Consider the following 23,339-nt stretch of genomic DNA (forward strand, 5'->3'; position numbering starts at 1 on the left):
CACTCAGATCTCCTTCATCTGCTGCAGGACGACGCGGACGTTCATGGTGCGCATCATCGGGATGACCCCTGTTGCCACGAGGTCGCGCGCGGGCATGGTGACGGTCGTGGTGATGATGCCGTTGTCCAGAACCGAGGTGGCGGTGGCATTCGGGCTGGTCGCGCGGACGACGCCGAGGATATAGGCGACCGTCGCCGGACCGTCGGCGAACTTGCCCACGGCGAACTGGCGGTTGGCATCCTGCACGACCCGCAGCACCTGGCTTTGCTTGGCGTAGATCAGCGCGGTGTCGGCGCACATGCTGAGGACGACGACGAAGATGGGCAGCCAGAACAGCGCCTCGATGGTGAAGCTGCCCTTGTCATCGCGAAGAAAGCCGCGCAAGCGCGACTTCAGGGAAAAGACCCGGCTCGACATGGGAAAGACTCCGTTAGCATTCCTTAACAAACCTCAGGAATGCTTCCGGAATCCGGCAAAAGTTCGCCCGACCAAAGTCGGCAATGTGTCCACGCCAAAGTATGGGGGATCAGAGCCCCTTGGAGCGGTAGGTCGCGGCCACCCGCCCGATCGAGACGATATAGGCCGCGACGCGCAGGTCCTCGACATCCTCGCGCCCGTGCCAGACCGCCCGCATCGCCTGATAGGCGGTGCGCATCGTGTCATCGAGGCCCGAGCGGACGAGGGCGAGTTCGTCCGACCCCGTCAGGAAACGCTCCTTGAAATCGGCGGTCAGCGTCCAGCCGAGGTTCTGGTCGGCCGAGAGGCGTTCGAGTTCCTCGACCAGAAGGCGCGAGCGCGATTCCTCGGCCCGGCGCTGCATGCGGCCGAAGCGGATGTGGGACAGGTTCTTGACCCATTCGAAATAGCTGACCGTCACCCCGCCCGCATTGGCATACATGTCGGGGATGATGACGCAGCCTTTCTTGCGCAGGATTTCGTCGGCGCCATAGGTGACGGGGCCGTTGGCGGCTTCGATGATGAGCGGCGCGGTGATGCGGTCGGCGTTGGACAGGTTGATGACCCCTTCGAGTGCGGCGGGGATCAGCATGTCGCAGGGACGTTCCAGCACGGCGGCGCCGTCTTCGGTGAAGCTGGCACCCGCGTAGCCTTTGAGCAGGCCACCCGTGGCGTTCATGTGCTGGCGCACGGCTTCGACGTTCAGGCCCGCCTCGTCGATCAGCGCGCCGTCGCGTTCGATGATGGCGGTGATCTTCACACCGTCCTCTTCCGACAGGAATTTGGCTGCGTGATAGCCCACGTTGCCCAAGCCCTGCACCACGGCCCGCTTGCCCGACAGCCCGCCCGCGAGATTGGCCTTGGCCACATCCTCGGGGTGGCGGAAAAACTCGCGCAGCGCGTATTGCACGCCGCGCCCCGTGGCCTCGACCCGGCCCTGAATGCCGCCCGCATGGGGCGGTTTTCCGGTGACGCAGGCCTTGGCGTTGATGTCGGTGGTGTTCATCCGCGCGTATTGGTCGGCGATCCATGCCATTTCCCGCTCGCCCGTGCCCATGTCGGGGGCGGGGACGTTCTGGGCGGGGTGGATCAGGTCGCGCTTGATGAGTTCATAAGCGAAGCGGCGGGTGATCTGTTCGAGTTCGTGTTCGTCCCATGCGCGGGGGTCGATGCAGAGCCCGCCCTTGGACCCGCCGAAGGGGGTTTCGACAAGGGCGCATTTATAGGTCATCAGGGCGGCCAGGGCCTCGACCTCGTCCTGATGCACGGACAGGGCGTAGCGGATGCCGCCCTTGACGGGTTCCATATGTTCGGAATGGACCGAGCGGTAGCCCGTGAAGGTTTCGATCTTGCCGCGCAGGCGCACCCCGAAGCGGACGGTATAGGTGGAGTTGCAGACGCGGATCTTCTGTTCAAGCCCTGCGGGAAGGTCCATCAGCCGCACGGCGCGGTTGAACATGAGATCGACGGATTCGCGAAAGCTCGGTTCCTTGGCGGTCATGGCGCTTGTCCCTTTCCTGTCCGGCCCGTTACGGGGGCGATGTAAACACGAAAACCGCATGGTCCCTAGAGCAATACGGCAGGCTGCGCCGGAGTTGGGCAGGCAGATCGCCGGGCTTTCCGGCAAAGCGCCGGAGGCCGTGGCGGCGTTTACGCTTCGGGCGAAACCGTGACCCGCCTTGCCCGCCTGCCCCGACAGCCCCGCACAGCCGCCGCAAAAGCGGCCAAATCGCCCGGTAGACCCGAAGCGTAACCCCGGAGTCGGGGGTGTTTGTTCCGTCCCGCGATCCGGGCGGATTGGTGCGAGTGGATGCGATGGTACGAGTGAGAAATCTGTTCGGGGCGGTCCGGCGCCTGCGCGAGAACATCCTGCGCGAAGACGGGGCGATGACCTACCCCTCGTTGGTGTTTCTGGGCCTTGCGGTCTTGGCGGGCGGGGTGTCGGTCGATGTCATCCGGCACGAGGCGACCCGATCCAAGGTGCAGCAGGCGCTGGATTCCTGCACCGAGACCGCCGCGACGACCGAAGCCTACAGCTCGACCAGCCAGTCCATCGCGACCACGATCAACGATTGCATGGCGCGTGCGGGGGTGTCGGGCCTGATCAATCCGGTCACGGTGTCCTACAATGCGGGTCTGATCACGGCCTCGGTCACGGGGACGCAACAGAATTTCTTCATGAACATGGTGCAGAAAAGCACCCTGACCTTTGCGGGCGGATCGGTGGCGCGGATCGCGGCACCGCAGTTCACCACCGAAGTCGCCCTGGCCTACGAGGCGACGAACTACATTAGCACCAGCGGGCTGGCCGATACGGTCAAGGGCGGAATGACCGATTTCGTCGACCGCTTCTTCCAAAGCGACGCGGTCGGGCGCAACACGCTGGCGCTGGTGCCCTATAACAGCGGGGTCAACCTGCAACCGGCCCTGCTTGCGCGCTACAACGTCGTGAACGTGGCGAACCTTGCCAATTCCAACTGCCTCGACCTTGACGCGGCGGAATTCGGCAAGGCCGACATGTCGCGGTCAAAGGCGTTCAACACGATCACGCCCGTCGACCTGTTCACCGCGACAAGCACGTCGATCCTGCCGTCGCCCTATTCGAAGCCCACCTCGACCTCGGGGACGCGGTCCGGCCCGTCGACGACCTGCCCGCCCTATGCGGCCACGGTGTTGCGCCTGCCCGCGAATGACGCCACCGCCATCAAGGCGAACATCTCGACGGCGGATTTCCGGGGCGGCACGCGCTGGGACCACGGCATGAACTGGGCTGCGGCGATCCTCGACCCCTCGGCGCAGAACGCGATTTCGGCGCTGATGCCGCAGGCCCTGTCGGACCGGCCGCTGGCCTATGGCACGACCAACACGCGCAAGGTGATCGTCTTCGTGAACAGCTTCGGGTCGGGCGACGACCCGCTGACGGGTGATGCGGTCTTGCTGACCCCGGCATTCAACGTGGCAGCACCGGGCGGATCGGGGCCGCTGTCGCCCGTCTACCAGTCGAAGAACGCGACGGACACCTTCTATTCGATCTATGTCCCGACCGCGAGCACGGCCAACAAATACTGGCGGCCCGACAACGGAACATGGGAGGCGGGACCCTATACGCCCCCCTCGGCCACCCAGAGCGCGCGGCAGCTGAGCTGGGCAGAGCTGTGGTCGAACGTGCGCGCGACATGGGTGGCATGGCAGCTTTACGGACGCTCGGGCGGGACGACGACGGCCACGATGAATGCGGCCTATACGGCGGCGCTGAACAGCATGAAGGCCACGCTGCCCTTCGCCACGCAGTCGAGCCAGTTCCTTGCGGAATGCACGGCCGCCAAGGCCAAGGGGGTCGTGGTCTATACGGTGCTTCTCGATCCGCCCAATGGCCGCGCCGCAGGCCCGATGGCGTCTTGCGCGACATCCTCGGCCCATGCCTTCACCACCAGCTCGGCGAATTTCCGGGCGACGATGACCGCCATCGCCGCGGCGATCCGTGCGCAGGAGACCCCGACGTGAGCAGGATGCACAGCTTTGCCAGACCGGGCCGCCGCTTCCGGCGCAGCGAGACGGGGGCCGCGACGATCGACTTTCTGCTGATCCTGCCGGTGATCTTCGGGATGATGTGCCTTGCCGTGGAAACCGGCGTGGCCACGACACAGGCAGCCCTGCTTGACCGGGCGCTGGACCGCACGGCGCGGTCGCTGCGCTATGGCGAGTTGGCCGACCGGTCGCTTGCGGGGATCCGCGCCAACATCTGCGCCAACATGGCGGGCATGGCCGATTGCGCGACCAAGCTCAAGGTGCAGGTCGTGGCCATCCCGCGGGCGATGACGAACCTGCCGGGATCGCCCACCTGCGCCGATCAGGGCAGCGCGCCCCGGCCCGCGACCAGCCTGATCGCGCAGAACCAGAACAGTTTCGCGCTGCTGCGGGTCTGCATTCCCGTCACCGTGCTGGGCACCGACCTTGCCCGCACCCCGGGGACCGGAACCGAAAGCGCGGGCACCTTCGACATCAGTTCGGAAACCATCATCGCGGTGACAGGATGACAGGCAAGATTTCGCGCTTCGACCCGCGCCAGCGTCTGGGCGGCTTTCTGAGTGGCGAGGGCGGCAGCGCCATCGTCGAAGGTGTCGTCTGGCTGCCGGTGCTGCTGTTCGCATGGCTGACAGTCTTTGGCTTCTGGGATGTCTACCGCGAGCGCGCCACGGTGCAGAAGGCGACCTTCGTCGCCGCCGATCTGCTCTCGCGCGAGATGGTGCCGGTGGATACGGCCTATCTTGACGGGTTGGGTCGCCTGATCGACCGGCTGTCGGACAAGAACATGACGGTGACGAAGCGCTATACGCTTTACCGCCGCAACGGGAGCAACGATTCGGAACTGTCGGTGATCTGGTCCTATGCCCCGAATGCCGGCACGCCGCGCGACGGGGCGCAGTTGCAGTCGATCGCCTCGAGCCTGCCCAAGATCCGGCAGGGAGAGACGGCGATCCTTGTGGAAACCTCGGCCACCTATGCCAAGACGCTGACGCGGCCCTTCGAGAGCCTTGTGCTTGGCGGGACGATGGAGACGCGCGTCGTGCTGCGCCCGCGCTTCTTTCCGACGGTGTGCCTGAACGCTGTGTCGTGCTAGGATGCGATCTGTGCGCGCCTGCACAATATCACTGCGACGCGGCCCGCCGGGTGGCGTTGCCAGACGGGGGTGGGGCCACTAGCTAAGGGGCAGCCCTGAAGCAAGGAGTGTCCCGATGTCGATCCGCCCCGTCACCTATGAAGCCCGCGCCATGCCGACGATGGAGGGCGCAGGCGTCCACCTGCACCGCGCCTTCGGCTTCCAGAACCCCGAACAGATGGACCCGTTCCTGCTGTTCGACGATTTCCGCAACGAGGACCCGCGCGACTATGTGCGCGGCTTCCCGTGGCACCCGCATCGCGGGATCGAGACGATCACCTATGTTCTGGCGGGTGCGGTCGAGCATGGCGACAGCCTCGGCAACCGCGGCACGCTCAAGGGCGGGGATGTGCAGTGGATGACCGCAGGCTCGGGCATCCTGCACCAGGAGATGCCCAAGGGGAACGCCAAGGGCCAGATGCACGGCTTCCAGCTTTGGGCCAACCTGCCCAAGCACCTGAAGATGACCGCCCCGCGCTATCAGGACGTGAAGTCGAACGACATTCCCGAGATCATGGATGATGACGGGACGGTGGTGAAGGTGATCGTGGGGTCGTTCTGGGGCAAGACCGGCCCCGTCGACGGCATCGCCGCCGATCCGCAATACCTCGACATCTTCGTGCCGCCGGAACGGAAGAAAACCTTCAAGGTCGACACGCGGCGCAACGCCTTTGCCTATGTTTTCGACGGCAAGGCGAGTTTCCGCGATGCCGCCCGTCCGCGCGGGGTGCTTCTGGAGAAAGAGGTGCAGGGACAGGAGGTCAACATCCGCGACATGTCGGGCGACCGGACGCTGGTGCAATTCGGCGCGGGCGACGAGGTGACGGTGCAGGCGGGGCCGGATGGCGTGCGCTTCCTGCTGATTTCCGGCGCGCCGATCCAGGAACCCGTGGCATGGCACGGGCCGATCGTGATGAACACGCAGGCCGAATTGCAGCAGGCTTTCGCCGAACTGCGCAACGGCACCTTCATCAAGCCCGCGCATTGAGCGGAGCCTGACGCAAATCCCCCCGCCCGCCGCTGCGCGGGCGGGGGCAAATCCCGCTTCTGGCGCTGCCGCGCGACAAATCCCGCTTCTGGCGCTGCCGCGCGACAGGGGCTAGACTGCATGCGACCCAGCCATAGGCCCGCCATGCGCCCTGCCCCGTTCCCTGCCCTGTTATTTGCCCTGTCCCTTGCCCTGCTTTCGGGTTGCGCCCATGCGGGGGCCAAGACCGTAGCGCCGGGCGGGCCGCCCCCGCGCCTTTTGCCGCTGGAAGAGATCCTGCCCGCCCCGATCGCGCGCACCTCGGCGCAAAGCGCCGATGCGCTTGACGCGAGGGGGGCCGCGCTGAGGGCGCAGCACTGAGGGCGAGCAACAAACCGTCCCGCCCTGCCCTTCGCCGCGTTGCAGTGGCTTTCGCAAACGGCTAACAGGTCGGGGTTTGCAGCACGCCGATGGAGAAACCCATGCCCAGCCCCCTTCGCCTTGGTCTTGCAGGTCTGGGAACCGTCGGCATCGGGGTGGTCAAGATCGTGCAGCGCCACGCCGACCTGATCGCGGCGCGGGCGGGACGGCCTGTGGTGATCACCGCCGTCTCGGCGCGCGACAAGACGAAGAAACGCGATGCCGACCTGTCGGGCTATGCCTGGGAGGTGGACCCCGTCGCCCTTGCCAAACGCGACGATGTGGATGTGTTCGTCGAGGTGATGGGCGGGTCCGAGGGGGCGGCAAAGGATGCCACCGAAGCCGCGATTGCCTCGGGCAAGGATGTCGTCACCGCCAACAAGGCGCTGCTGGCGCATTACGGCCAGTCGCTTGCCGAAGCGGCCGAGGCCAAGGGCCGCGTGATCCGCTTCGAGGCCGCCGTTGCGGGTGGCATTCCCGTCATCAAGGCCCTGACCGAAGGGCTGGCCGCGAACCAGATGCGCCGCGTGATGGGCGTGATGAACGGCACCTGCAACTATATCCTGACGCGGATGCAGAACGCGGGGCTGCCCTATGACGTGGTCTTCGAGGAGGCGCGCCAGCTTGGCTATCTCGAGGCCGATCCGAACCTTGACGTGGGGGGGATCGATGCGGGACACAAGCTGTCGCTTCTGGCCGCCATCGCCTTTGGCACCCGCGTCAGCTTCGACAATGTCGAACTCGAGGGGATCGGCAACGTCTCGATCGACGATATCCGCATGGCCGACGACATGGGCTATCACATCAAGCTGCTCGGCGTGGCGCAGATGACGGGGCGCGGGCTGGAACAGCGCATGACGCCCTGCCTTGTTCCCGCCGACAGCCCCTTGGGCCAGTTGCAGGGCGGGACCAACATGGTCGTGCTGGAAGGCGACTCGGTCGGGCAGATCGTGCTGCGCGGGCCGGGCGCGGGCGAAGGGCCGACGGCAAGCGCCGTTATGGGCGATGTGATCGACATCGCGCGCGGCTTCCGCATGCCGACCTTTGGCCGGCCCGCGACCGGGCTTGTCGCGGCGACGCCCGCGAAATCGGCAACGCCTGCGCCCTATTACCTGCGGATGACGCTGCTCGACAAACCCGGCGCGCTGGCAAAGGTGGCGACCTGTCTGGGGGATGCGGGCATCTCCATCGACCAGATGCGCCAGATCAACCAGCCCGGCGAGGATGACCACGCCGTCGTGCTGATCGTCACGCACAAGGCCGCCCCCGCCGACATCGCCCATGCGCTGGGCGCGATCCCCGCAACAGGGGTGTTGCAGGGCAAGGCCGTGGCGATCCGCATCGAAGCGGTGTGATGTTCAGCCACGCCACGCTTGGCACCAATGCCTTCGGGCAGGCGCTGGCGTTCTGGCGGGCGGTGATGGCGGCGCTGGGCCACCGCGAACGCTTTGTCGACCTGTCGCGCCCCTGGGCCGGGTGGGAGCCTGCGGGCGGCGGGCGGCCCCTGTTCCTGCTGACCGCCCCCCATGACGGCAAGGCCGCCACCGCCGGAAACGGCGCGATGCTGGCCTTTACCTGCGCCAGCCGCGCGCAGGTCCGCGCCGCCCATGCCGCCGGGCTGCAGGCGGGCGGGCGCGACGAGGGCGCCCCCGCCCTGCGCCCCGAATATCACCCCGCCTATTACGGCGCCTATCTGCGCGACCCCGACGGCAACAAGATCGGCTTTGCCTGTCACGACGCGGAATAGCCGCCGCCCCGTTGCGCCCCCGCCGGTTCCGTGCTGATCTGGCGGGCATGACGGACAGCGCATGACCACCAGACCCTATCGCAACGCCGCATGGCTGCTGATGTTGCCCGCCGCCCTTCTGATGGCGGTGGTGGGCGTCGTGCCGCTTGTCGCGGTGTTCAACTATTCGCTGCACGACATCTTTTCGCTGCGCGACGTGCTTTGGGTCGGGGCCGAATGGTATGGCGAGATCGTCACCTCGCCGCGCTTTCACGCAAGCCTGCTGCGCAGCCTGATGTTCTCGGCCGTGGTGCTGGCGGTGCAGGTTCCGCTGGGGGTGGGCATCGCGCTGGTGCTGCGGCGGACGGGGCGCTGGGCGGTGCTGGGGCTGATGCTGGTGGCCCTGCCCCTTGTGGTGCCGTGGAACCTGATCGGGCCGATGTGGCTGGGGCTGGTGAACGCGGAAACGGGGCTGGTCGGGCAGGCGCTGGGGGCGCTGGGCATCGGGTTCGACTGGAAGTTCACCGCGCTGCATACATGGATCTTGCTGGTGGCGATGGATACCTGGCACTGGATCGGGCTGGTGGTGATCCTGTCCTATGCGGGCCTGTCGGGCGTGGCGCCGGAAGCTTACCGCGCCGCCGCCATCGACGGGGCCTCGCGGCTTGCGGTGTTCCGCTTCATCGAGGTGCCACGGCTGGCGCCTGCGCTGGGCATCGTGCTTTTGCTGCGCTTCGTCGACAGTTTCATGATCTATACCGAGGCCTTTGCCATCAACGCGGGCGGGCCCGACATGGCCACGCATTTCCTTGCCATCGATCTGGGCGAGGAGATCAAGGCCTTCAACTACGGCTCGGCGGCGGCGCGGTCGATGGTGTATTTCCTGATCGTCATCACGGTGATCTGGGCCTTTGCCCGCCTTCGCGCGGCGGGGGGGCGGGAATGAGGGCGCTGCGGGCGGGCCTTCCGGCGGCGGTGCTGATGCTGCTGGCGCTGTTCATCCTGCTGCCGCTGGCGCAGACCTTTCTGCTGAGCTTCCTTGCCACCCTGCCGCATGAGGGGGTGGAAAAGGGGACATGGGGGCTGGTCAATTATCGCAACGTGCTGGCGACGCCGGCGCTTGTCGCGTCGATCGGCAATTCGGCGGTCTATGTCACGCTGAACGTGGCGCTTTGCCTTGGCGCCGCCCTGCCCGCCGCCTATGCGCTGTCGCGCTACGAATTTCTGGGCGACCGGCATTTCCTGTTCCTGCTGCTCGCCTTTCGCGCCACCCCGCCGGTGGTGCTGTCCTTGCCGATCTTCATCCTGTTCTCGCGCTTCGGCCTGGTGAACAGCCCTGTCGGCATCGCGCTGGTGCATTGCCTGTTCAACCTGCCCATCGCGATCTGGATTCTGGAAACCTTCATCTCGGCCGTCCCGCGCGCGCTGGACGAGACGGCCTTTCTGGACGGCCATTCGCTGTGCTCGTTCTTCCTGCGCCACCTGATCCCCGCCATCGCGCCGGGGATCGGCGTGGCCGCCTTTTTCTGCTTCCTGTTCAGCTGGGTCGAAGTGGTCTTTGCCCGCATCCTGACGGTGACGGCGGGCAAGCCGATCACGATGGCGATCAACGCGCTTTTCACCTTTCAGACCGATGTCGGCCTTGTCATGGCGATGACCGTCGTCTCGCTGCTGCCGGGGCTGGGGATGATCTGGTTCGTGCGCAACCACATCGCGCGCGGCTTTGCGCTGCGGGCATAGCAAAGGCGCAAAGCGACAGCCGCCGGGGCGCTGCAAAATCTGCGATCTGCGGGGAAGGAACCAGTGGCAGCCCGTAGGGGAGTCGAACCCCTCTTACCTGGTTGAAAACCAGGTGTCCTAACCGATAGACGAACGGGCCGCGGTTGGTGGAGCGGTGTCTAATGGCGGCTGGTCCGCTTCGCAAGAGGGAAAATGAACGCCGGCGCGGGGATTTGGACGCTCAGGCCCGCGCCGCATCTTCCAGCCGCAACTGCACCTTGGTCCGCCCGTTATAGGTGTTCAGCTCGAGCCGTCCGGCAAGGTGGAAACGGCTGTGTCCGCCCTCGGCCAAGGCGGGGCCGAGGGCGGTGTCGAAGGCCCCGAAGGCTACGCCTTCGAGGCTGCCGCCCATGCCGTCGCCGATTTGCAGCCGCAGATGGCTTTCCCCGATCCGCCGCGCGCTGACCGCCATATCGGCAAAGGCAAAGCGCGGCGCGGGCGAGGATGCGCCGTAAGGCCCCGCCTCTTCCAGCTTTTCGACAAGGGCAAGGTCCGCCGCGCCCGGCATCAGCAAGCCGTCAAGCCGCAGGTCGGCGGGTCCGCCCGCCCCCGCGCCCTGCTTGGCCAGAAGCTCGGACAGGCGCGCCATCGCGGCCTCGAGCCTGTCCTCGGCCACGGTCAGGCCCGCCGCCATGCGGTGCCCGCCGCCCTTGAGCAGCAGGCCCTCTTCGGCCAGCCGGTGGATCGACGCGCCAAGGTCCACCCCCGAAACCGACCGGCCCGAGCCCTTGCCGATCCCGTCCTCGAAGCCGATGACCACGGCGGGGCGGTTCGTGGCCTCTTTCAGGCGGCTTGCGACGATGCCGACCACGCCGGGATGCCAGCCGGGCGCTGCGGCCCAGACCAGCGGGGCGTCGAGGCCCCGCGCCTCGGCCTGCGCCATCGCCTCGTCGCGGACGCGGGATTCGATCTCGCGGCGTTCGGTGTTCAACTCGTCCAGCCGCTGGGCGAGGGCCTTTGCCTCGGGCTCATCGGTGCAGCACAGAAGCCGCGCGCCAAGATCGGCCTGCCCGATGCGCCCGCCCGCGTTGATGCGCGGACCCAGCAGGAAGCCCAGCGAATGGCAGGTGGGGGCCGTGTCGAGCCGCGCGATATCGGCCAGCACGCGCAGGCCCACGCGGTCGCGCCGCGCCATCACGCGCAGCCCCTGCCGGACCAGCGCGCGGTTCACGCCCAGAAGCGGGGCCACATCGGCAACGGTCGCCAGCGCCACCAGATCGAGCATCGCCATCAGGTCGGGCCCGGCGACAGCCTCGGCCCGCAACTGGCGGTTCGCCTCGACCAGCATCAGAAAGACCACCGAGGCGGCGCAAAGATGGCCAAGGGTGCCGTCCTCGTCCTGCCGGTTGGGGTTCACCACGGCAAGGGCGGGCGGCAGGGTCGGGCCGCCCAGATGGTGGTCAAGCACCACGACATCGGCCCCTGCCGCCACGGCGGCCGCGATCGGGTCTTGCGAGAGGGTGCCGCAATCGACGCAGACGATCAGATCATGCGCCCGCGCCAGCGCCTGCATGGCCGGCACGTTGGGGCCGTAGCCTTCGTCGATCCGGTCGGGGATGTAGAGCGTGGCGTCATGCCCCATCGCCCGCAGCCACAGGATGAGAAGCGCCGCCGAAGTGCCGCCGTCCACATCGTAATCGGCGAAAACCGCGATGCGCTGGCGGTCGCGCAGCGCGCGCAGGAAACGGGCGGCGGCAGGCCCCATGTCGCGCAGGGCAAGCGGATCGGGCAAGAGGTCGCGCAAGGCGGGGGCAAGATAGGCCGCGGCCTCGGCCGGGGCGACGCCGCGCTTCACCAGCGTATGGCACAGGGCGAGCGGCAGGCGCGTGACCTGCGCCATCGCCTCGGCCAGACGCCCCTCCTCGGCCGTGGGGCCGACCCAGCGGCGCCCGGTCAGCGAGGCTTCGACATTCAGGAAAGCGCGTTGCGTCATGCCCCTTGGGATGCCGCAAAGCCGCGCGCGTCGCAAGCGGGAATGGTGCCTGCGCCCCGCCCCGCCCCCCCCTCGTCACGCGACAAGGCGCCGCCCGACCCGTCGGGCAGGGATGCGCGCCCGTGGCTTCATCCTTGCCCAAATACTCAAAGCTCCGCCTGCGCCGGGCGCAGCACCGGCAAGATGGGACAGCGCGGCTTGGCACCCGCCGTTGCGGCGTGAGTATTTGGGCAAGGCTGAAGCGGCAGGGTCGGGCACGGCCCCCCGCCCGCGCATCACGCGCGGGGGCGGGGGGGTGGGGGGCCCTTGGAGGTGCCGCCTATTTGGCGGGGCTGCGATAGCTCATCCGGCGGACCGAGCCGGTTTTCGAGCGCATCAGGATGGTTTCGGTGGTGATCCAGCCCGGTTCGCGCTTGATGCCTGCCAGAAGCGAGCCGTCGGTCACGCCGGTCGCGGCGAAGATCACGTCGCTGCGCACCAGATCGTCGCGGGTGTAGACGCGGTCGAAATTGGTGATGCCGGCCTTGCGGGCGCGGGCGCGTTCGTCATCGTTGCGGAACAGGAGCTTGCCGAAGAACTGCCCGCCCATGCATTTCAGCGCCGCCGCAGCCAGCACCCCTTCGGGCGCGCCGCCCGAGCCCATGTACATGTCGATCCCCGTCACCTCGGGTTCGGCGCAATGCATGACGCCCGCCACGTCGCCATCGGTGATCAGCCGGATCGCCGCCCCTGTCGCGCGCAGTTCGGCGATCATCGCCTCGTGGCGGGGACGTTCCAGAACGCAGACGGTGATGTCCTCGGTCGAGCAGCCCTTGGCGGCGGCCAGCGCGTTGACGCGTTCGGCGGGGGTCATCGCAAGCGTCACGGTGCCGGTCTTGAAGCCCGGGCCGATGGCGAGTTTTTCCATGTAGACATCGGGCGCGTGCAGCAGCGTGCCGCGCGGAGCCATCGCGATCACGGTCAATGCGTTGGGCATGTCCTTGGCCGTCAGGGTCGTGCCTTCCAGCGGGTCGAGCGCGATGTCGACGGCGGGCCCCTGCCCGGTGCCGACCTCTTCCCCGATGTAGAGCATCGGCGCCTCGTCGCGTTCGCCTTCGCCGATCACCACGACGCCGGCGATTTCCAGCAGGTTCAACTGGTCGCGCATGGCATTGACCGCCGCCTGATCGGCGGCCTTCTCGTCGCCGCGCCCGATCAGGCGGGCCGAGGCCAGCGCCGCCGCCTCGGACACGCGGGCAAGGCCCAGCGAGAGAAGACGGTCTTGGAATTCCTGCTTGTCGGCCATGATCGGGTGCAATCCTTTGCGGCGTTACGGTTAGGAAAGCCCTTAGCCAAGGGGCAAGGGTCGGGCAAGGATGGTGGCGCTAACAGTGGCGATCCGTCCTGAAACCGCTTGAAGAAACGGCGTCAGGCGGGGGTGCGTTCCGCTTGGGGTAGGGAATTGCCCGCAGAACGAGGATCAGGAAAAGGCTCCGGTGGAGCGTTTTCCTGATCCGCCGGTAGGTCTGCGTGCGGCCCGCCGGGTTGTGCGCCTTGGCGCGCAGCCCGAGGGGGCGGGCTGCGCGCGGACCGTGGCTTTGGGCCACGGTCCCATCCAGAGGTTGCGCTTGGGACAGTTGCGGGCGCTACCGCCCCAATTCCATCCCGCAGTCCCTTACCACCTCGGCGATCTGGCCAAGCTGTGCGGCAAGCGCCGATCCCTTGCGCCAGACCATGCCGACGCGGCGGGCCGGTTCCACCCCCGCGAAACGGGCGACCGAAACGGCGGCCGAGCGGGTTTCCACCGCCACCGCCATTTCGGGGATCAGCGTCACGCCGATGCCCGCCCCCACCATCTGCACCAGTGTCGAGAGCGAGCTTCCGTCGAGAAGCTCGCGCGGCAGGCTCGAGGTGGCGCGGCAGAAGGACAGGGCCTGATCGCGGAAGCAATGCCCCTCTTCCAGCAGCAAAAGCCGCATCTCGCGCAGGCGGTCGGGGTCGGGCACGGGAAGGGCGGCATCGGCGGCGGGGCGGACAAGGACGAAGCGTTCGGTGAAAAGTGCGACCTCGGTCAGCCAGGGTTCCGAGACAGGCAGGGCGAGGATGGCGCAATCGAGCCGCCCTTCCCCGAGTTCGGCCAGCAGCTTCGGCGTCACCGTCTCGCGCACATGGATGTCGAGGTCGGCGTTGCGCTGCGTCAGCGCGCCGATGAAGGCGGGCAGAAGATAGGGCGCGATGGTCGGAATCACCCCGATCCTGAGCCGCCCCATCAGCCGCCCCTGCGAGGCGCGGGCAAGATCGCCCAGCTCGTCCACCGCGCGCAGGATATCGCGGGCGCGGGTCAGCAATTCCTCGCCAAAGCCGGTCAGCCGCACCTGCCGCGCCGAGCGTTCGAACAGCGGCGCGCCCAGCGATTCCTCGAGGTCCTTGATCTGCATCGACAGGGCAGGCTGCGAGATGGCGCACAGATCGGCGGCGCGGCCGAAATGGCCCTGCCGGGCGAGCGCGTCGAAGTAGCGGAGTTGCTTGAGGGTCAGGTTCATAAGGGCAAGTTATCGGGTCAATCAGAAAATACAAGTTCCTCTAATCGTTCAGACTTGCTATCACCGCCGCAGCAAGGCGGGCGTCTTTCGCCCCCTTTCCCAAATCATGCGACAGATGGAGAGCACGCGATGGATGGCGACGATCTTGGAAACGTTGGCAAATGCCCGGTCATGCACGGCGCGCCGAAACATGCGAGCCATGCGAACCGCTCGAACCGCGACTGGTGGCCGAACCAGCTGAACCTGAAGATCCTGCACCAGAACGCCCCCGCCGGTAACCCGATGGGGCCGGATTTCGACTATGCGACCGAGTTCGGGAAACTCGACTACGCGGCGCTCAAGGCCGATCTGGTGGCGCTGATGACCGACAGCCAGGACTGGTGGCCTGCCGACTGGGGCCATTACGGCGGCTTGTTCGTGCGGATGGCATGGCACAGCGCGGGCACCTATCGCACCGGAGACGGGCGCGGGGGTGCCGGGTCGGGCACGCAGCGTTTCGCGCCGCTGAATTCGTGGCCGGACAACGGCAACCTCGACAAGGCGCGGCGTCTGCTGTGGCCGATCAAGAAGAAATACGGCAACCGCATCTCGTGGGCCGACCTGATGATCCTTGCGGGCAATGTCGCGATGGAATCGATGGGGTTCAAGACATTCGGCTTCGGCGGCGGGCGCGCCGATGTGTGGGAGCCGGAAGAGGACATCTACTGGGGCGCCGAGGCCGAGTGGCTGGCGACCAGCGACAAGGCGAACAGCCGCTATTCGGGCGACCGCGAGCTGGAAAACCCGCTGGCGGCCGTGCAGATGGGGCTTATCTACGTCAACCCGCAGGGGCCGGACGGCAACCCCGATCCGGTGGCCAGCGGCCGTGACGTGCGCGAGACCTTTGCCCGCATGGCGATGAACGACGAGGAAACCGTGGCGCTGGTCGCGGGGGGCCACACCTTCGGCAAGGCGCATGGCAACGGGCCTGCAACCGCCGTGGGACCGGAGCCCGAAGCCGCCCCGATCGAGGCGATGGGTCTGGGCTGGCTGTCAAGCCACGGCACGGGCAAGGGGCATGACACGATCACCAGCGGCTTCGAGGGTGCGTGGAAACCCAATCCGACCAAGTGGGACATGGGCTATTTCGACATGCTCTTCGGTTACGAATGGGAACTGGTCGAAACCCCTGCCGGTGCGAAACAGTGGCGGGCGATGAACGTCAAGCCCGAGCATATGATCCCCGACGCGCATGACCCGTCGAAATCCTATGCCCCGATGATGACGACCGCCGACCTGTCGCTGCGCTTCGATCCGATCTACGAGCCGATCTCGCGCCGCTACCATGCCGACCCCGAGCTGTTCGCCGATGCCTATGCCCGCGCATGGTTCAAGCTGACCCACCGCGACATGGGGCCGAAGGCGCTGTATCTGGGGCCGGAAGTGCCGTCGGAAGACCTGATCTGGCAGGATCCGCTGCCCGCGCGTGACCACGACCTGATCGACGCCGCCGATATCGCGGCGCTCAAGGCCGAGATCGCCGCCTCGGGGCTGTCGGTGTCCGAGCTGGTCGGGACGGCGTGGGCCTCGGCCTCGACCTTCCGCGGGTCGGACAAGCGGGGGGGCGCGAACGGCGCCCGCGTCCGCCTTGCGCCGCAGAAGGACTGGGCGGTGAACCAGCCGGCGCAGCTGGCCAAGGTTCTGGCCAAGCTGGAAGCGATTCAGGCGGCGTTCAACGCCAAGGCGGGCAAGAAGCGCGTGTCGCTGGCCGATCTGATCGTGCTGGCGGGCAATGCCGGTGTGGAACAGGCGGCAAAGGCTGCGGGCCATGCGGTTGCCGTGCCCTTTACCCCCGGCCGTGTCGATGCAAGCCAAGAGCAGACCGACGCCGAAAGCTTTGCCGTGCTTGAACCCACGGCGGACGGGTTCCGCAACTATCTGCAATCGGCCTATACCGTTTCGGCCGAAGAGCTGCTGGTCGACCGCGCGCAGCTTCTGACGCTGAGCGCGCCCGAGATGACCGTTCTGGTGGGTGGCCTGCGCGTGCTGGGGGCGAACGTGGGCAACAGCCACGGCGTCTTTACCCAGCGGGTCGGCGCGCTGACCACCGATTTCTTCGACACGATCGTCGACATGTCGGTGCAATGGGTGCCCACGGGGGCCAACAGCTACGAAGGCCGCGACCGCGCTTCGGGTGCCGTCAAATGGACCGCAAGCCGCGTCGATCTGGTTTTCGGGTCGAACTCGCAGTTGCGCGCGCTGTCCGAGGTCTATGCGCAGGACGATGCCAAGGGGAAATTCGTGGCGGATTTCGTCAAGGCATGGGTCAAGGTGATGGAGCTGGACCGCTTCGACGTCTGACCGTCGCAAGCAGGATCGGGGGCGCGGGGGGAAACCCCTGCGCCCCTTTTCATTTTGCCCCGAACGGGTCGCAGGGCGAGCGTGCAGAAGGACGAAAGGCCATAGGTCGAAGGTTTTACAGGACAAATAGGCTGCAAGACGAACTTTTTGCAGGCCGAACGACCGAAAGGAAAAGAGATTGCAGGACGAACTGCAGCCCGGATCAGGCCAGCGCCATGATCGCGCGCCATTCCATGCGCAGGCGCAGCCAGTCGCGCAGAAGCTGCGGTTCTGCCTGACCATCGCGGATCGCCTGCACCAACCGCCTGCCCCGCGAGGAGCGCGGATCGACCACGACGCCATTCTCGACCAGCGGGTTGCCCTTGTTCGCCACGAAGAACGCCTCGAGCCGCGTGGCCTGTTCCAGACGGCGCGCGCGCGATGCGGCGGCGGCCCTGTCGCGGTCGGCGGGAGGCGCCCCCCCGAGATCGCGGAACACGCTTTCCAGCGCCGCCGCCATCGGGGCCGAAAGCGTGACGCTGCCCAGACGGATATAGCCCGACGCCCCCGCCCCGCCGCCGGATGCGGCATCGAGCAGGCTGCGCAGCACCTCGGCGGAATGCACATCAAGCCGCGCGGTGCCATCGGGCTGCGGCAGGAAGGCAAAATCGAGATGGCGGTGGTGATAGCTGCGGGGGTTGGCAGGCGGCATGGTGTCCTCGGCGGATGCAGCCGCAGATTGTCGGTTTGCGGCGCCGTGACAACCACGGGTATCGGCCGATTTCGCTGGCCTTGGTGCGGGATACGGACGGATGACAGGCCCGCGCATGGCAATTGGTCGGCCCGATCGGCAGTTGCGGCGCGAGCGCGCCCCGTCCGCGCCCCCCGTCCGCGCGCCCCGGCAAGCGGGCCGTTCCGCAGGGGTGAGGCCCGTTCAGTCGCCGTCTGCGAGCCGCCGCGCGGAGCGCGCCCCGCTGGCTAGGCGGTTCGTGCAAGCGGCGGCCCGGATTCGAGTTGCGCCCCGATCCGGTGCAGCGCGTCAAGCAGCAGGTCGATATCCTCGATCCGCGTGCGGTGGTTGCAAAAGGCCACACGCAGCGCGTAGCGGCCCCGCAGGGTGGTGCCCGAGGGGGCGGCGATCCCCGCCTCTTGCAGGCGCAACAGCAGTTCGCGGTTCAGCGCATCGACCGCATCCGCGTCGCCCGTTTCCGGTTCGTAGCGGAAGCAGACGACACTGGTTGCGGCGGGGGCCATCAGGGTCAGCTTCGGGTCGGCCCCGACCTTGGCGGCAAGGGCGCGGGCCTGGGCAAGGTTGCGGTCGATCAACTGCCCGAAACGCGCCACCCCGTGATGCCTGAGCATCATCCATAGCTTCAGCGCCCGGAAACTGCGCGTGGTTTCCAGCGTGTAATTGTGCAGGAACTCGCCCGCCGCCAGCCCGCGCTGGGACCGGGCAAGGTATTCGGCCTCTTCCGAAAAGGTCGAGAAGTGGAGTGTCCGGTCGCGGATCACCACGCAGCCCGCGTCGAACGGCGCGTGCATCCATTTGTGCAGGTCCATCGCCAGCGAATCCGCCTGCTCCATCCCGCGCACCAGCGCGGCACCCTGCGGCGCGATGGCCAGAAGCGCGCCGATGCAGCCATCGACATGCAGCCAGATCCCCTCGGCCTTGCAAAAGGCGGCGATGGCGGCCAGATCGTCGACCGATCCGGTGTTGGTGCTGCCTGCCGTGGCAATGACGCAGGCCGGCTTCACCCCCGCCGCGCGGTCATCGGCGACCATGCGGCGCAGGGCGGCAAGCTCCATGCGGAAGGCGGCATCGGTCGGCACGCGGCGCAGCGCACGATGCCCGAGGCCAAGCACGTTCATCGCCTTGTCATGGCAGTTATGCACCTGATCCGAGGCGTAGAAGGCCAAGGGCTGCGGCATCGCGGCAAGGCCCTGTTCGCGCAGGTCCGCCCCCGCCATCGCATTGCGGGCCGCCGTCAGGCCGATCAGGTTCGCGGCAGACCCGCCCGAGACCAAGGCCGCACTCGCCGCTTCGGGAAAGCCCACCATCTGCCGGATCCAGTCGGTCACCTGCATGTCGACCGCCGCCGCCGCCGTATCGCCGCCGCCAAGGTTCGATCCGTCGACGGCTGCCAGAAAATCGGCCAAGGCTCCGGTCAGGTCGCCCGCCCCCATGTACCAGCTCCAGAAACGCGGATGCTGGTTGCCCATCGCGTGGGGGATCACGTCGCGCATCACCTGTGCGTAGATTTCGGCCAGAGGCTGCGGCGTCATCGGCAGGGCTTGGCGGAAGCCCTGCCGAAGGGGTTCGGGCATCGGGGTCCAGACCGGACCGTCGCGCAGCGCGGCGATGCGCGCCACGGCGTCATCGACGGCCCTGTGGGCCACGGCCAGAAATTCGCTCCAGTCGGCGGGATCGAGCGATGACGCATCGGCCGGGGGTAGGTCGGTCGGGGAAAGGTTGTCCATGCTGCCCTCGCTTGGCCCTCAGGCCGGTTGATACCCCGGGGTCGAGCGCGAAATCTCCACCTCGTCGGCGTCCATATCCTCGGCGATGGCCTCGAACAGGGGGGTGGTCAGGTAACGCTCGGCGGTGTCGGGCAGCATGGCCAGAATGACCGTGCCTTGCGCGGCCTTTTCGGCGATGCCCATCGCGACGGCGAAACTCGCCCCGCCCGAGACGCCGGTCATGATGCCCTCGCGCCGTGCCAGTTTGCGCGCCCAGTCCATGCCCGCCGCCCCTGCCACGGGCACAAGCTCGTCATAGCCGTGGTTGTCGATGGCCTCTTGCAGCACGTTGGGAATGAAATCGGGCGTCCAGCCCTGGATCGGATGCGGCTCGAAGGCGGGATGGCTTTTGGCGGGCGCGCCCCCTGCCCCGCGTTCCTGCGGCGTGCCGCTGCCGACAAGCCGGGCGTTGGCGGGTTCGGCAAGGATGATCTTCGTTTCGGGCCGCTCGCGCCGCAGCACGCGGGACATGCCCGTCACGGTGCCGCCCGTGCCATAGCCGGTCACCACATAATCCAGCCGGTCACCCGCGAAATCGGCGATGATCTCGCGCGCGGTGGTGGATTCGTGGATGTCGGCATTGGCCCCTGTCTCGAATTGCCGCGCAAGGAACCAGCCGTGTTTTTCGGCCAGTTCCACGGCCTTCATATACATGCCCGTTCCCTTTTGCGCCCGCGGGGTCAGCACAACCTTGGCCCCGAGAAAGCGCATCAGCTTGCGCCGCTCGACCGAAAAGCTGTCGGCCATCGTCACCACAAGGGGGTAGCCCTTTTGCGCGCAGACCATCGCAAGCCCGATGCCGGTGTTGCCGCTGGTCGCCTCGACCACGGTCTGGCCGGGCTTCAGCTTGCCCGTGCGTTCCGCCGCTTCGATGATGTTCAGCGCCAAGCGGTCCTTGACCGAGGCGGCGGGGTTGAAAAACTCGGCCTTGACGTAAAGCCGCACCCCTTCGGGGCCGAGGTGGTTGACCCTGATCGCGGGCGTGTTGCCGACCGTTTCGAGGATGCTGTCGTAAAGCCGCCCGCGTCCGGCGGTGGTTCTGATGCCTTGGACGTCCATCTCGCGCTCCCTTTGACTGGATTTGGACAAGGTTAACAATTCTTGGGGGACGGTGCTTGATCGTGTTATGAAGAAATCATGAAGGCCTTCGCCTTTTTTCCGGGACAAGCGCAGATGACGTGGCATTTCGGAACATTCCGGCTTGATCCGGACCGGCACGAGTTGACGCGGGCAGGCGCGGCGCTGCGGGTCGAGCCGCAGGTCTTTGCGCTGATCGTGCATCTGGTCCGCAACCGCGACCGCATGGTGGCCAAGGACGAGCTTGCCCAAGCGGTCTGGCCCGGCGGCGCGGTTTCGGATGCCAGCATTGCAAGCCGCGTGCGGTCTGCCCGCGCGGCCCTTGGCGATGACGGCGACCGGCAAGAGGTGATCCGCACGCTGCACGGGCTTGGCTTTCGCTTTGTCGCCCCCGTGACCGAGGCCGTGACGGGGGCCGCGACGGGCGGGGCGACGGGGGCCGCAACGGGCGGGATGACGGGCGGGGTGACGGGCGGGATGACGGGCGCCCTGCAAGACGAGGCGGGGGCGGGCAGGCCCGTTGCTGCGGCCGCGCGCAGCCTGCTTGCGCCTTTGCCGCCCCCCGGCGCGGCCGGCGCGGCGCGGCTGGGCCGCCCGTCCATCGCCATCCTGCCCCTGCGGCTGCTGTCGGGCGACGAGGCCTTTGGCATTCTGGCCGAAGCCATCCCGCACGAGATCATCCTTGCCCTGTCGCGCCTGCGCTGGATCGCGGTGACGGCGCGGGGGTCGTCGTTCCGCTTCCGGCAGGCCGAACCCGATCTCGATCTGGTGGCCACCTCGCTGGGCGTGCGCTACGTGCTGTCGGGGCTGCTCGAAGGGGCGGGGCGCAACCTGTCGGTCACGCTGCACCTGACCGATTGCGAGAATGGCGAGGTGATCTGGGCCGACCGCGTCAGCACCACGCCCGATGCGCTGGACGCGTTGCGCGGCATGGTGGTGTCGCGCATCGTCGCCGCACTCGAGGTGCATATTCCCGAAAACGAGGCCCGCATCGCCCTGTCGCGCGGATCGCAGGACTATGACGCATGGGCGAACTATCACCTTGGCCTGCGCCATCTTTACCGCTTCACCGCCCCAGACAATGCCATAGCGCGGGGCTATTTCGAACGGGCGACCGCCCTTGACCCCGCCTTTGCGCGGGCCGAGGCGGGGCTGTCCTTTACCGCATTCATCGACGCGTTCCTGCGGCTTGCGCCCGATATCGCCGCCGCCCGCCGCGCCGCGCGCGACCATGCCGAACGCGGGCTGGAACTTGACCCGATGGACCCTTTCGTCAACTTCGTGATGGGGCGGGCGCATTGGCTGGTGGGCGATGTCGAAAGCGCAAGGCACTGGCTGTCGCGCGCCACCACGATCAACCCGAACTATGCGCAGGGGTTCTATGCCTCGGCCTTCACCTCGATGCTGATCGGCGATGCAACCGCCTGCGAGAGCGAGGTGGTCGCGGCACTCGACCTGTCGCCGGTCGATCCGCTGCTTTACGGCATGTATGGCGTGCGGTCGCAGATGCTGATGCAGCAGGGCGATTTCGCCGCCGCCGCCCGCTGGGGCGAAAAGGCCGCGCTGACGCCCGGCGCGCACCATCTGATCGCGATGATCGCCGCCGCTGCCTGCGGACTTGCGGGCGCGGAGGCGCAGGCCCGCCGCTGGGCCACCGCCGCCCGCGCCAAGCGGCAGGACGCAACCCTTGCCGATTTCATGCAGGCCTTTCCGATCCGCGACGACAGCGCACGGCAGGCCATCACCGGGGCGTTGCGGCGTCAGGGGTTCTGATCGGCCGCGATGCGGATGATTGACGTACCTCATCCGCCGTCAGATACTGCACGGCCAGAGGTGAATCCGTGTCCCGACCAACCGTCAACGATATTGCCCGCGAAGCGGGGGTCAGCCTTGCGACCGTGGACCGTGTGCTGAACGCGCGGCCCGGCGTGCGGGAAAAGACCATCCATGCGGTCAACGATGCCATCGCACGGCTGGGCTATATCCGCGACATGGCGGCGGCGAACCTTGCGCGGTCGCGCAGTTACCGCATGGCCGTGCTGCTGCCCGACGGTGACAGCCAGTTCGTGCAGACCCTTGCCGATGCGATGCAAGAGGCCGCGCAGCAGGCCGCCACCAACCGCACCGAAATGCAGCTTGTGCGCTACCCGCCCGAGGACACCCACGCGCTTGCCGCGCTGCTGGCGGGGCTGGCCGACGAGGGGATTGCGGGCGTGGCGGTGATGGCCCCCGAAACCCCCGTGCTGCGCGATGCCGTGCGCGGGCTGCGGCAAAGGGCCATTCCGGTCGTGGCGCTGGTGTCAGACCTGCCCAACGCGGGCTGCGACCATTTCATCGGGGTCGATTCCCGCGCGGCGGGGCGGACGGCGGGGCTGCTTATGGGGCGCTTCACCGGCAACGGGCCAAGACGCATCGCGGTCGTCGCGGAATCGATGCTGCTGCGCGACGCCATCGAACGCCGCCGCGGCTTTGACGAGGTTTTGCTGGCCGACTTTCCCGAGGCCGAGGCGCTGCCCACGCTGGAAACCCACGGCGCGCCCGAGGCGCTTGCCGCGGGCCTGCGCGAATTGCTGTCGGCGGGGCAGATCGGCGGGGTCTATCTGCTCGGCTCGGGCCACCGCGCGCTGACGGCGGCCCTGGGCGAGATGGGGCTGCTGGGCAAGGTCGTCGTGATCGGGCACGAGCTGACACGCCACAGCCGCGCCGCGCTGACGGCGGGGCAGCTGCACGCCGTGATCGCGCAGAATCCGGGGCATCTGGCGCGATCCACCTTGCGCGTTCTGCGCGCCAAGGCAGACCGTGCGCCGATCGACGAAGGGCAGGAACAGCTTCGCATCGAAATCGTGCTGCACGAAAACCTGCCGCCCGAACCGGTCGAACCCGCCCGAACCAGCCATTAAAATGTTTTGAAACAGACGCTTATTGGTCGCATCATTTTCTGAGGCACGTACCTCAAAAATCAT

20 protein-coding genes and 1 tRNA gene are annotated in these 23,339 nt (G+C 67.4%); 12 read left to right on the forward strand and 9 right to left on the reverse strand.

Annotated features, from left to right (window positions below; genetic code table 11):
* Nucleotides 1–3: 3 nt before the first annotated feature.
* Both H7F16_RS00665 and H7F16_RS00670 read right to left on the reverse strand, forming a co-directional pair.
* Nucleotides 4–417 carry a TadE/TadG family type IV pilus assembly protein gene (locus tag H7F16_RS00665; protein ID WP_185795630.1) on the reverse strand — a complete coding sequence of 138 codons (414 nt, stop codon included), beginning with the start codon at nt 415–417 and terminating at the stop codon, nt 4–6.
* A 109-nt stretch (nt 418–526) separates the two neighbouring features.
* Complete coding sequence (locus H7F16_RS00670; protein ID WP_185795631.1) at nt 527–1,957, reverse strand: Glu/Leu/Phe/Val family dehydrogenase; 1,431 nt, start codon at nt 1,955–1,957, stop codon at nt 527–529.
* Nucleotides 1,958–2,280: 323 nt separating this feature from the next.
* Here H7F16_RS00670 and H7F16_RS00675 point away from each other — a divergent pair, with 323 nt between their 5' ends.
* The 9 genes from H7F16_RS00675 (at nt 2,281) to H7F16_RS00715 (ending at nt 9,969) form a co-directional block, all read left to right on the forward strand.
* The gene (locus H7F16_RS00675; RefSeq protein WP_185795632.1) at nt 2,281–3,960 is read left to right on the forward strand and encodes a hypothetical protein; all 1,680 of its coding nucleotides are present in this window, start codon (nt 2,281–2,283) and stop codon (nt 3,958–3,960) included.
* Between the two features lie 5 nt (nt 3,961–3,965).
* On the forward strand, nt 3,966–4,493 hold the full coding sequence (locus H7F16_RS00680; protein ID WP_338401964.1) for a TadE/TadG family type IV pilus assembly protein: 528 nt from the start codon (nt 3,966–3,968) through the stop codon (nt 4,491–4,493).
* Nucleotides 4,490–5,077 carry a TadE/TadG family type IV pilus assembly protein gene (locus H7F16_RS00685; protein WP_185795634.1) on the forward strand — a complete coding sequence of 196 codons (588 nt, stop codon included), beginning with the start codon at nt 4,490–4,492 and terminating at the stop codon, nt 5,075–5,077. The genes H7F16_RS00680 and H7F16_RS00685 overlap by 4 nt, the downstream gene beginning before the upstream one ends.
* A 115-nt stretch (nt 5,078–5,192) precedes the next feature.
* Nucleotides 5,193–6,104 carry a pirin family protein gene (locus H7F16_RS00690; RefSeq protein ID WP_185795635.1) on the forward strand — a complete coding sequence of 304 codons (912 nt, stop codon included), beginning with the start codon at nt 5,193–5,195 and terminating at the stop codon, nt 6,102–6,104.
* Between the two features lie 144 nt (nt 6,105–6,248).
* Nucleotides 6,249–6,464 (forward strand): hypothetical protein, encoded by a 216-nt coding sequence (locus H7F16_RS00695; protein ID WP_185795636.1) that lies wholly within the window; start codon nt 6,249–6,251, stop codon nt 6,462–6,464.
* A 101-nt stretch (nt 6,465–6,565) separates the two neighbouring features.
* Nucleotides 6,566–7,858: a homoserine dehydrogenase gene (locus H7F16_RS00700; protein ID WP_185795637.1), complete on the forward strand. Its 1,293-nt coding sequence runs from the start codon at nt 6,566–6,568 to the stop codon at nt 7,856–7,858.
* The gene (locus H7F16_RS00705) at nt 7,858–8,250 is read left to right on the forward strand and encodes a VOC family protein (RefSeq protein WP_185795638.1); all 393 of its coding nucleotides are present in this window, start codon (nt 7,858–7,860) and stop codon (nt 8,248–8,250) included. The genes H7F16_RS00700 and H7F16_RS00705 overlap by 1 nt, the downstream gene beginning before the upstream one ends.
* 61 nt (nt 8,251–8,311) lie before the next feature.
* Entirely contained in the window at nt 8,312–9,175 is an 864-nt protein-coding gene (locus tag H7F16_RS00710) for a carbohydrate ABC transporter permease (RefSeq protein ID WP_185795639.1), read from the forward strand.
* A complete protein-coding gene (locus H7F16_RS00715; protein WP_185795640.1) occupies nt 9,172–9,969 on the forward strand; it encodes a carbohydrate ABC transporter permease in 798 nt (265 codons plus the stop codon). The genes H7F16_RS00710 and H7F16_RS00715 overlap by 4 nt, the downstream gene beginning before the upstream one ends.
* A 64-nt stretch (nt 9,970–10,033) precedes the next feature.
* Here H7F16_RS00715 and H7F16_RS00720 read toward each other — a convergent pair.
* The 4 genes from H7F16_RS00720 to H7F16_RS00735 form a co-directional block, all read right to left on the reverse strand.
* Nucleotides 10,034–10,108: transfer RNA gene (locus tag H7F16_RS00720), tRNA-Glu, on the reverse strand.
* Nucleotides 10,109–10,189: 81 nt separating this feature from the next.
* Complete coding sequence (recJ, locus tag H7F16_RS00725) at nt 10,190–11,941, reverse strand: single-stranded-DNA-specific exonuclease RecJ (RefSeq protein ID WP_185795641.1); 1,752 nt, start codon at nt 11,939–11,941, stop codon at nt 10,190–10,192.
* 319 nt (nt 11,942–12,260) lie between these two features.
* Entirely contained in the window at nt 12,261–13,226 is a 966-nt protein-coding gene (glpX, locus tag H7F16_RS00730; protein WP_185795642.1) for a class II fructose-bisphosphatase, read from the reverse strand.
* A 340-nt stretch (nt 13,227–13,566) separates the two neighbouring features.
* Nucleotides 13,567–14,463 carry a LysR substrate-binding domain-containing protein gene (locus H7F16_RS00735; RefSeq protein ID WP_185795643.1) on the reverse strand — a complete coding sequence of 299 codons (897 nt, stop codon included), beginning with the start codon at nt 14,461–14,463 and terminating at the stop codon, nt 13,567–13,569.
* Between the two features lie 129 nt (nt 14,464–14,592).
* Here H7F16_RS00735 and katG point away from each other — a divergent pair, with 129 nt between their 5' ends.
* Entirely contained in the window at nt 14,593–16,803 is a 2,211-nt protein-coding gene (katG, locus tag H7F16_RS00740) for a catalase/peroxidase HPI (RefSeq protein ID WP_185795644.1), read from the forward strand.
* A gap of 202 nt (nt 16,804–17,005) precedes the next feature.
* Here the strand turns inward: katG and H7F16_RS00745 are convergent, their stop codons facing one another.
* From H7F16_RS00745 to H7F16_RS00755, 3 genes are all read right to left on the reverse strand, one after another.
* Nucleotides 17,006–17,494 (reverse strand): hypothetical protein, encoded by a 489-nt coding sequence (locus H7F16_RS00745; RefSeq protein ID WP_185795645.1) that lies wholly within the window; start codon nt 17,492–17,494, stop codon nt 17,006–17,008.
* 266 nt (nt 17,495–17,760) lie between these two features.
* Nucleotides 17,761–19,260 (reverse strand): pyridoxal phosphate-dependent decarboxylase family protein, encoded by a 1,500-nt coding sequence (locus H7F16_RS00750; protein WP_185795646.1) that lies wholly within the window; start codon nt 19,258–19,260, stop codon nt 17,761–17,763.
* 18 nt (nt 19,261–19,278) lie between these two features.
* On the reverse strand, nt 19,279–20,358 hold the full coding sequence (locus H7F16_RS00755) for a PLP-dependent cysteine synthase family protein (RefSeq protein WP_185795647.1): 1,080 nt from the start codon (nt 20,356–20,358) through the stop codon (nt 19,279–19,281).
* A gap of 114 nt (nt 20,359–20,472) precedes the next feature.
* On the opposite strand from H7F16_RS00755, the gene H7F16_RS00760 reads away from it, so the two are divergent.
* A complete protein-coding gene (locus H7F16_RS00760) occupies nt 20,473–22,149 on the forward strand; it encodes a winged helix-turn-helix domain-containing protein (protein ID WP_185795648.1) in 1,677 nt (558 codons plus the stop codon).
* Nucleotides 22,150–22,217: 68 nt separating this feature from the next.
* Entirely contained in the window at nt 22,218–23,276 is a 1,059-nt protein-coding gene (locus H7F16_RS00765) for a substrate-binding domain-containing protein (protein WP_185795649.1), read from the forward strand.
* Nucleotides 23,277–23,339: the final 63 nt, after the last annotated feature.

The organism is Paragemmobacter straminiformis (assembly GCF_014243445.1).
In the GTDB taxonomy this organism is placed as follows: domain Bacteria; phylum Pseudomonadota; class Alphaproteobacteria; order Rhodobacterales; family Rhodobacteraceae; genus Paragemmobacter; species Paragemmobacter straminiformis.

Bases quoted from the DNA above. Each gene is read 5' to 3' on its own strand.
- H7F16_RS00690 (WP_185795635.1), top strand. From the start codon at position 5,193: ATGTCGATCCGCCCCGTCACCTATGAAGCCCGCGCCATGCCGACGATG.
- H7F16_RS00715 (WP_185795640.1), top strand. From the start codon at position 9,172: ATGAGGGCGCTGCGGGCGGGCCTTCCGGCGGCGGTGCTGATGCTGCTG.
- H7F16_RS00665 (WP_185795630.1), bottom strand. From the start codon at position 417: ATGTCGAGCCGGGTCTTTTCCCTGAAGTCGCGCTTGCGCGGCTTTCTT.
- H7F16_RS00670 (WP_185795631.1), bottom strand. From the start codon at position 1,957: ATGACCGCCAAGGAACCGAGCTTTCGCGAATCCGTCGATCTCATGTTC.
- H7F16_RS00700 (WP_185795637.1), top strand. From the start codon at position 6,566: ATGCCCAGCCCCCTTCGCCTTGGTCTTGCAGGTCTGGGAACCGTCGGC.
- H7F16_RS00745 (WP_185795645.1), bottom strand. From the start codon at position 17,494: ATGCCGCCTGCCAACCCCCGCAGCTATCACCACCGCCATCTCGATTTT.
- H7F16_RS00750 (WP_185795646.1), bottom strand. From the start codon at position 19,260: ATGGACAACCTTTCCCCGACCGACCTACCCCCGGCCGATGCGTCATCG.
- H7F16_RS00680 (WP_338401964.1), top strand. From the start codon at position 3,966: ATGCACAGCTTTGCCAGACCGGGCCGCCGCTTCCGGCGCAGCGAGACG.
- H7F16_RS00695 (WP_185795636.1), top strand. From the start codon at position 6,249: ATGCGCCCTGCCCCGTTCCCTGCCCTGTTATTTGCCCTGTCCCTTGCC.
- glpX (WP_185795642.1), bottom strand. From the start codon at position 13,226: ATGGCCGACAAGCAGGAATTCCAAGACCGTCTTCTCTCGCTGGGCCTT.
- H7F16_RS00685 (WP_185795634.1), top strand. From the start codon at position 4,490: ATGACAGGCAAGATTTCGCGCTTCGACCCGCGCCAGCGTCTGGGCGGC.
- katG (WP_185795644.1), top strand. From the start codon at position 14,593: ATGGATGGCGACGATCTTGGAAACGTTGGCAAATGCCCGGTCATGCAC.
- H7F16_RS00710 (WP_185795639.1), top strand. From the start codon at position 8,312: ATGACCACCAGACCCTATCGCAACGCCGCATGGCTGCTGATGTTGCCC.
- H7F16_RS00760 (WP_185795648.1), top strand. From the start codon at position 20,473: ATGACGTGGCATTTCGGAACATTCCGGCTTGATCCGGACCGGCACGAG.
- H7F16_RS00755 (WP_185795647.1), bottom strand. From the start codon at position 20,358: ATGGACGTCCAAGGCATCAGAACCACCGCCGGACGCGGGCGGCTTTAC.
- recJ (WP_185795641.1), bottom strand. From the start codon at position 11,941: ATGACGCAACGCGCTTTCCTGAATGTCGAAGCCTCGCTGACCGGGCGC.
- H7F16_RS00735 (WP_185795643.1), bottom strand. From the start codon at position 14,463: ATGAACCTGACCCTCAAGCAACTCCGCTACTTCGACGCGCTCGCCCGG.
- H7F16_RS00705 (WP_185795638.1), top strand. From the start codon at position 7,858: ATGTTCAGCCACGCCACGCTTGGCACCAATGCCTTCGGGCAGGCGCTG.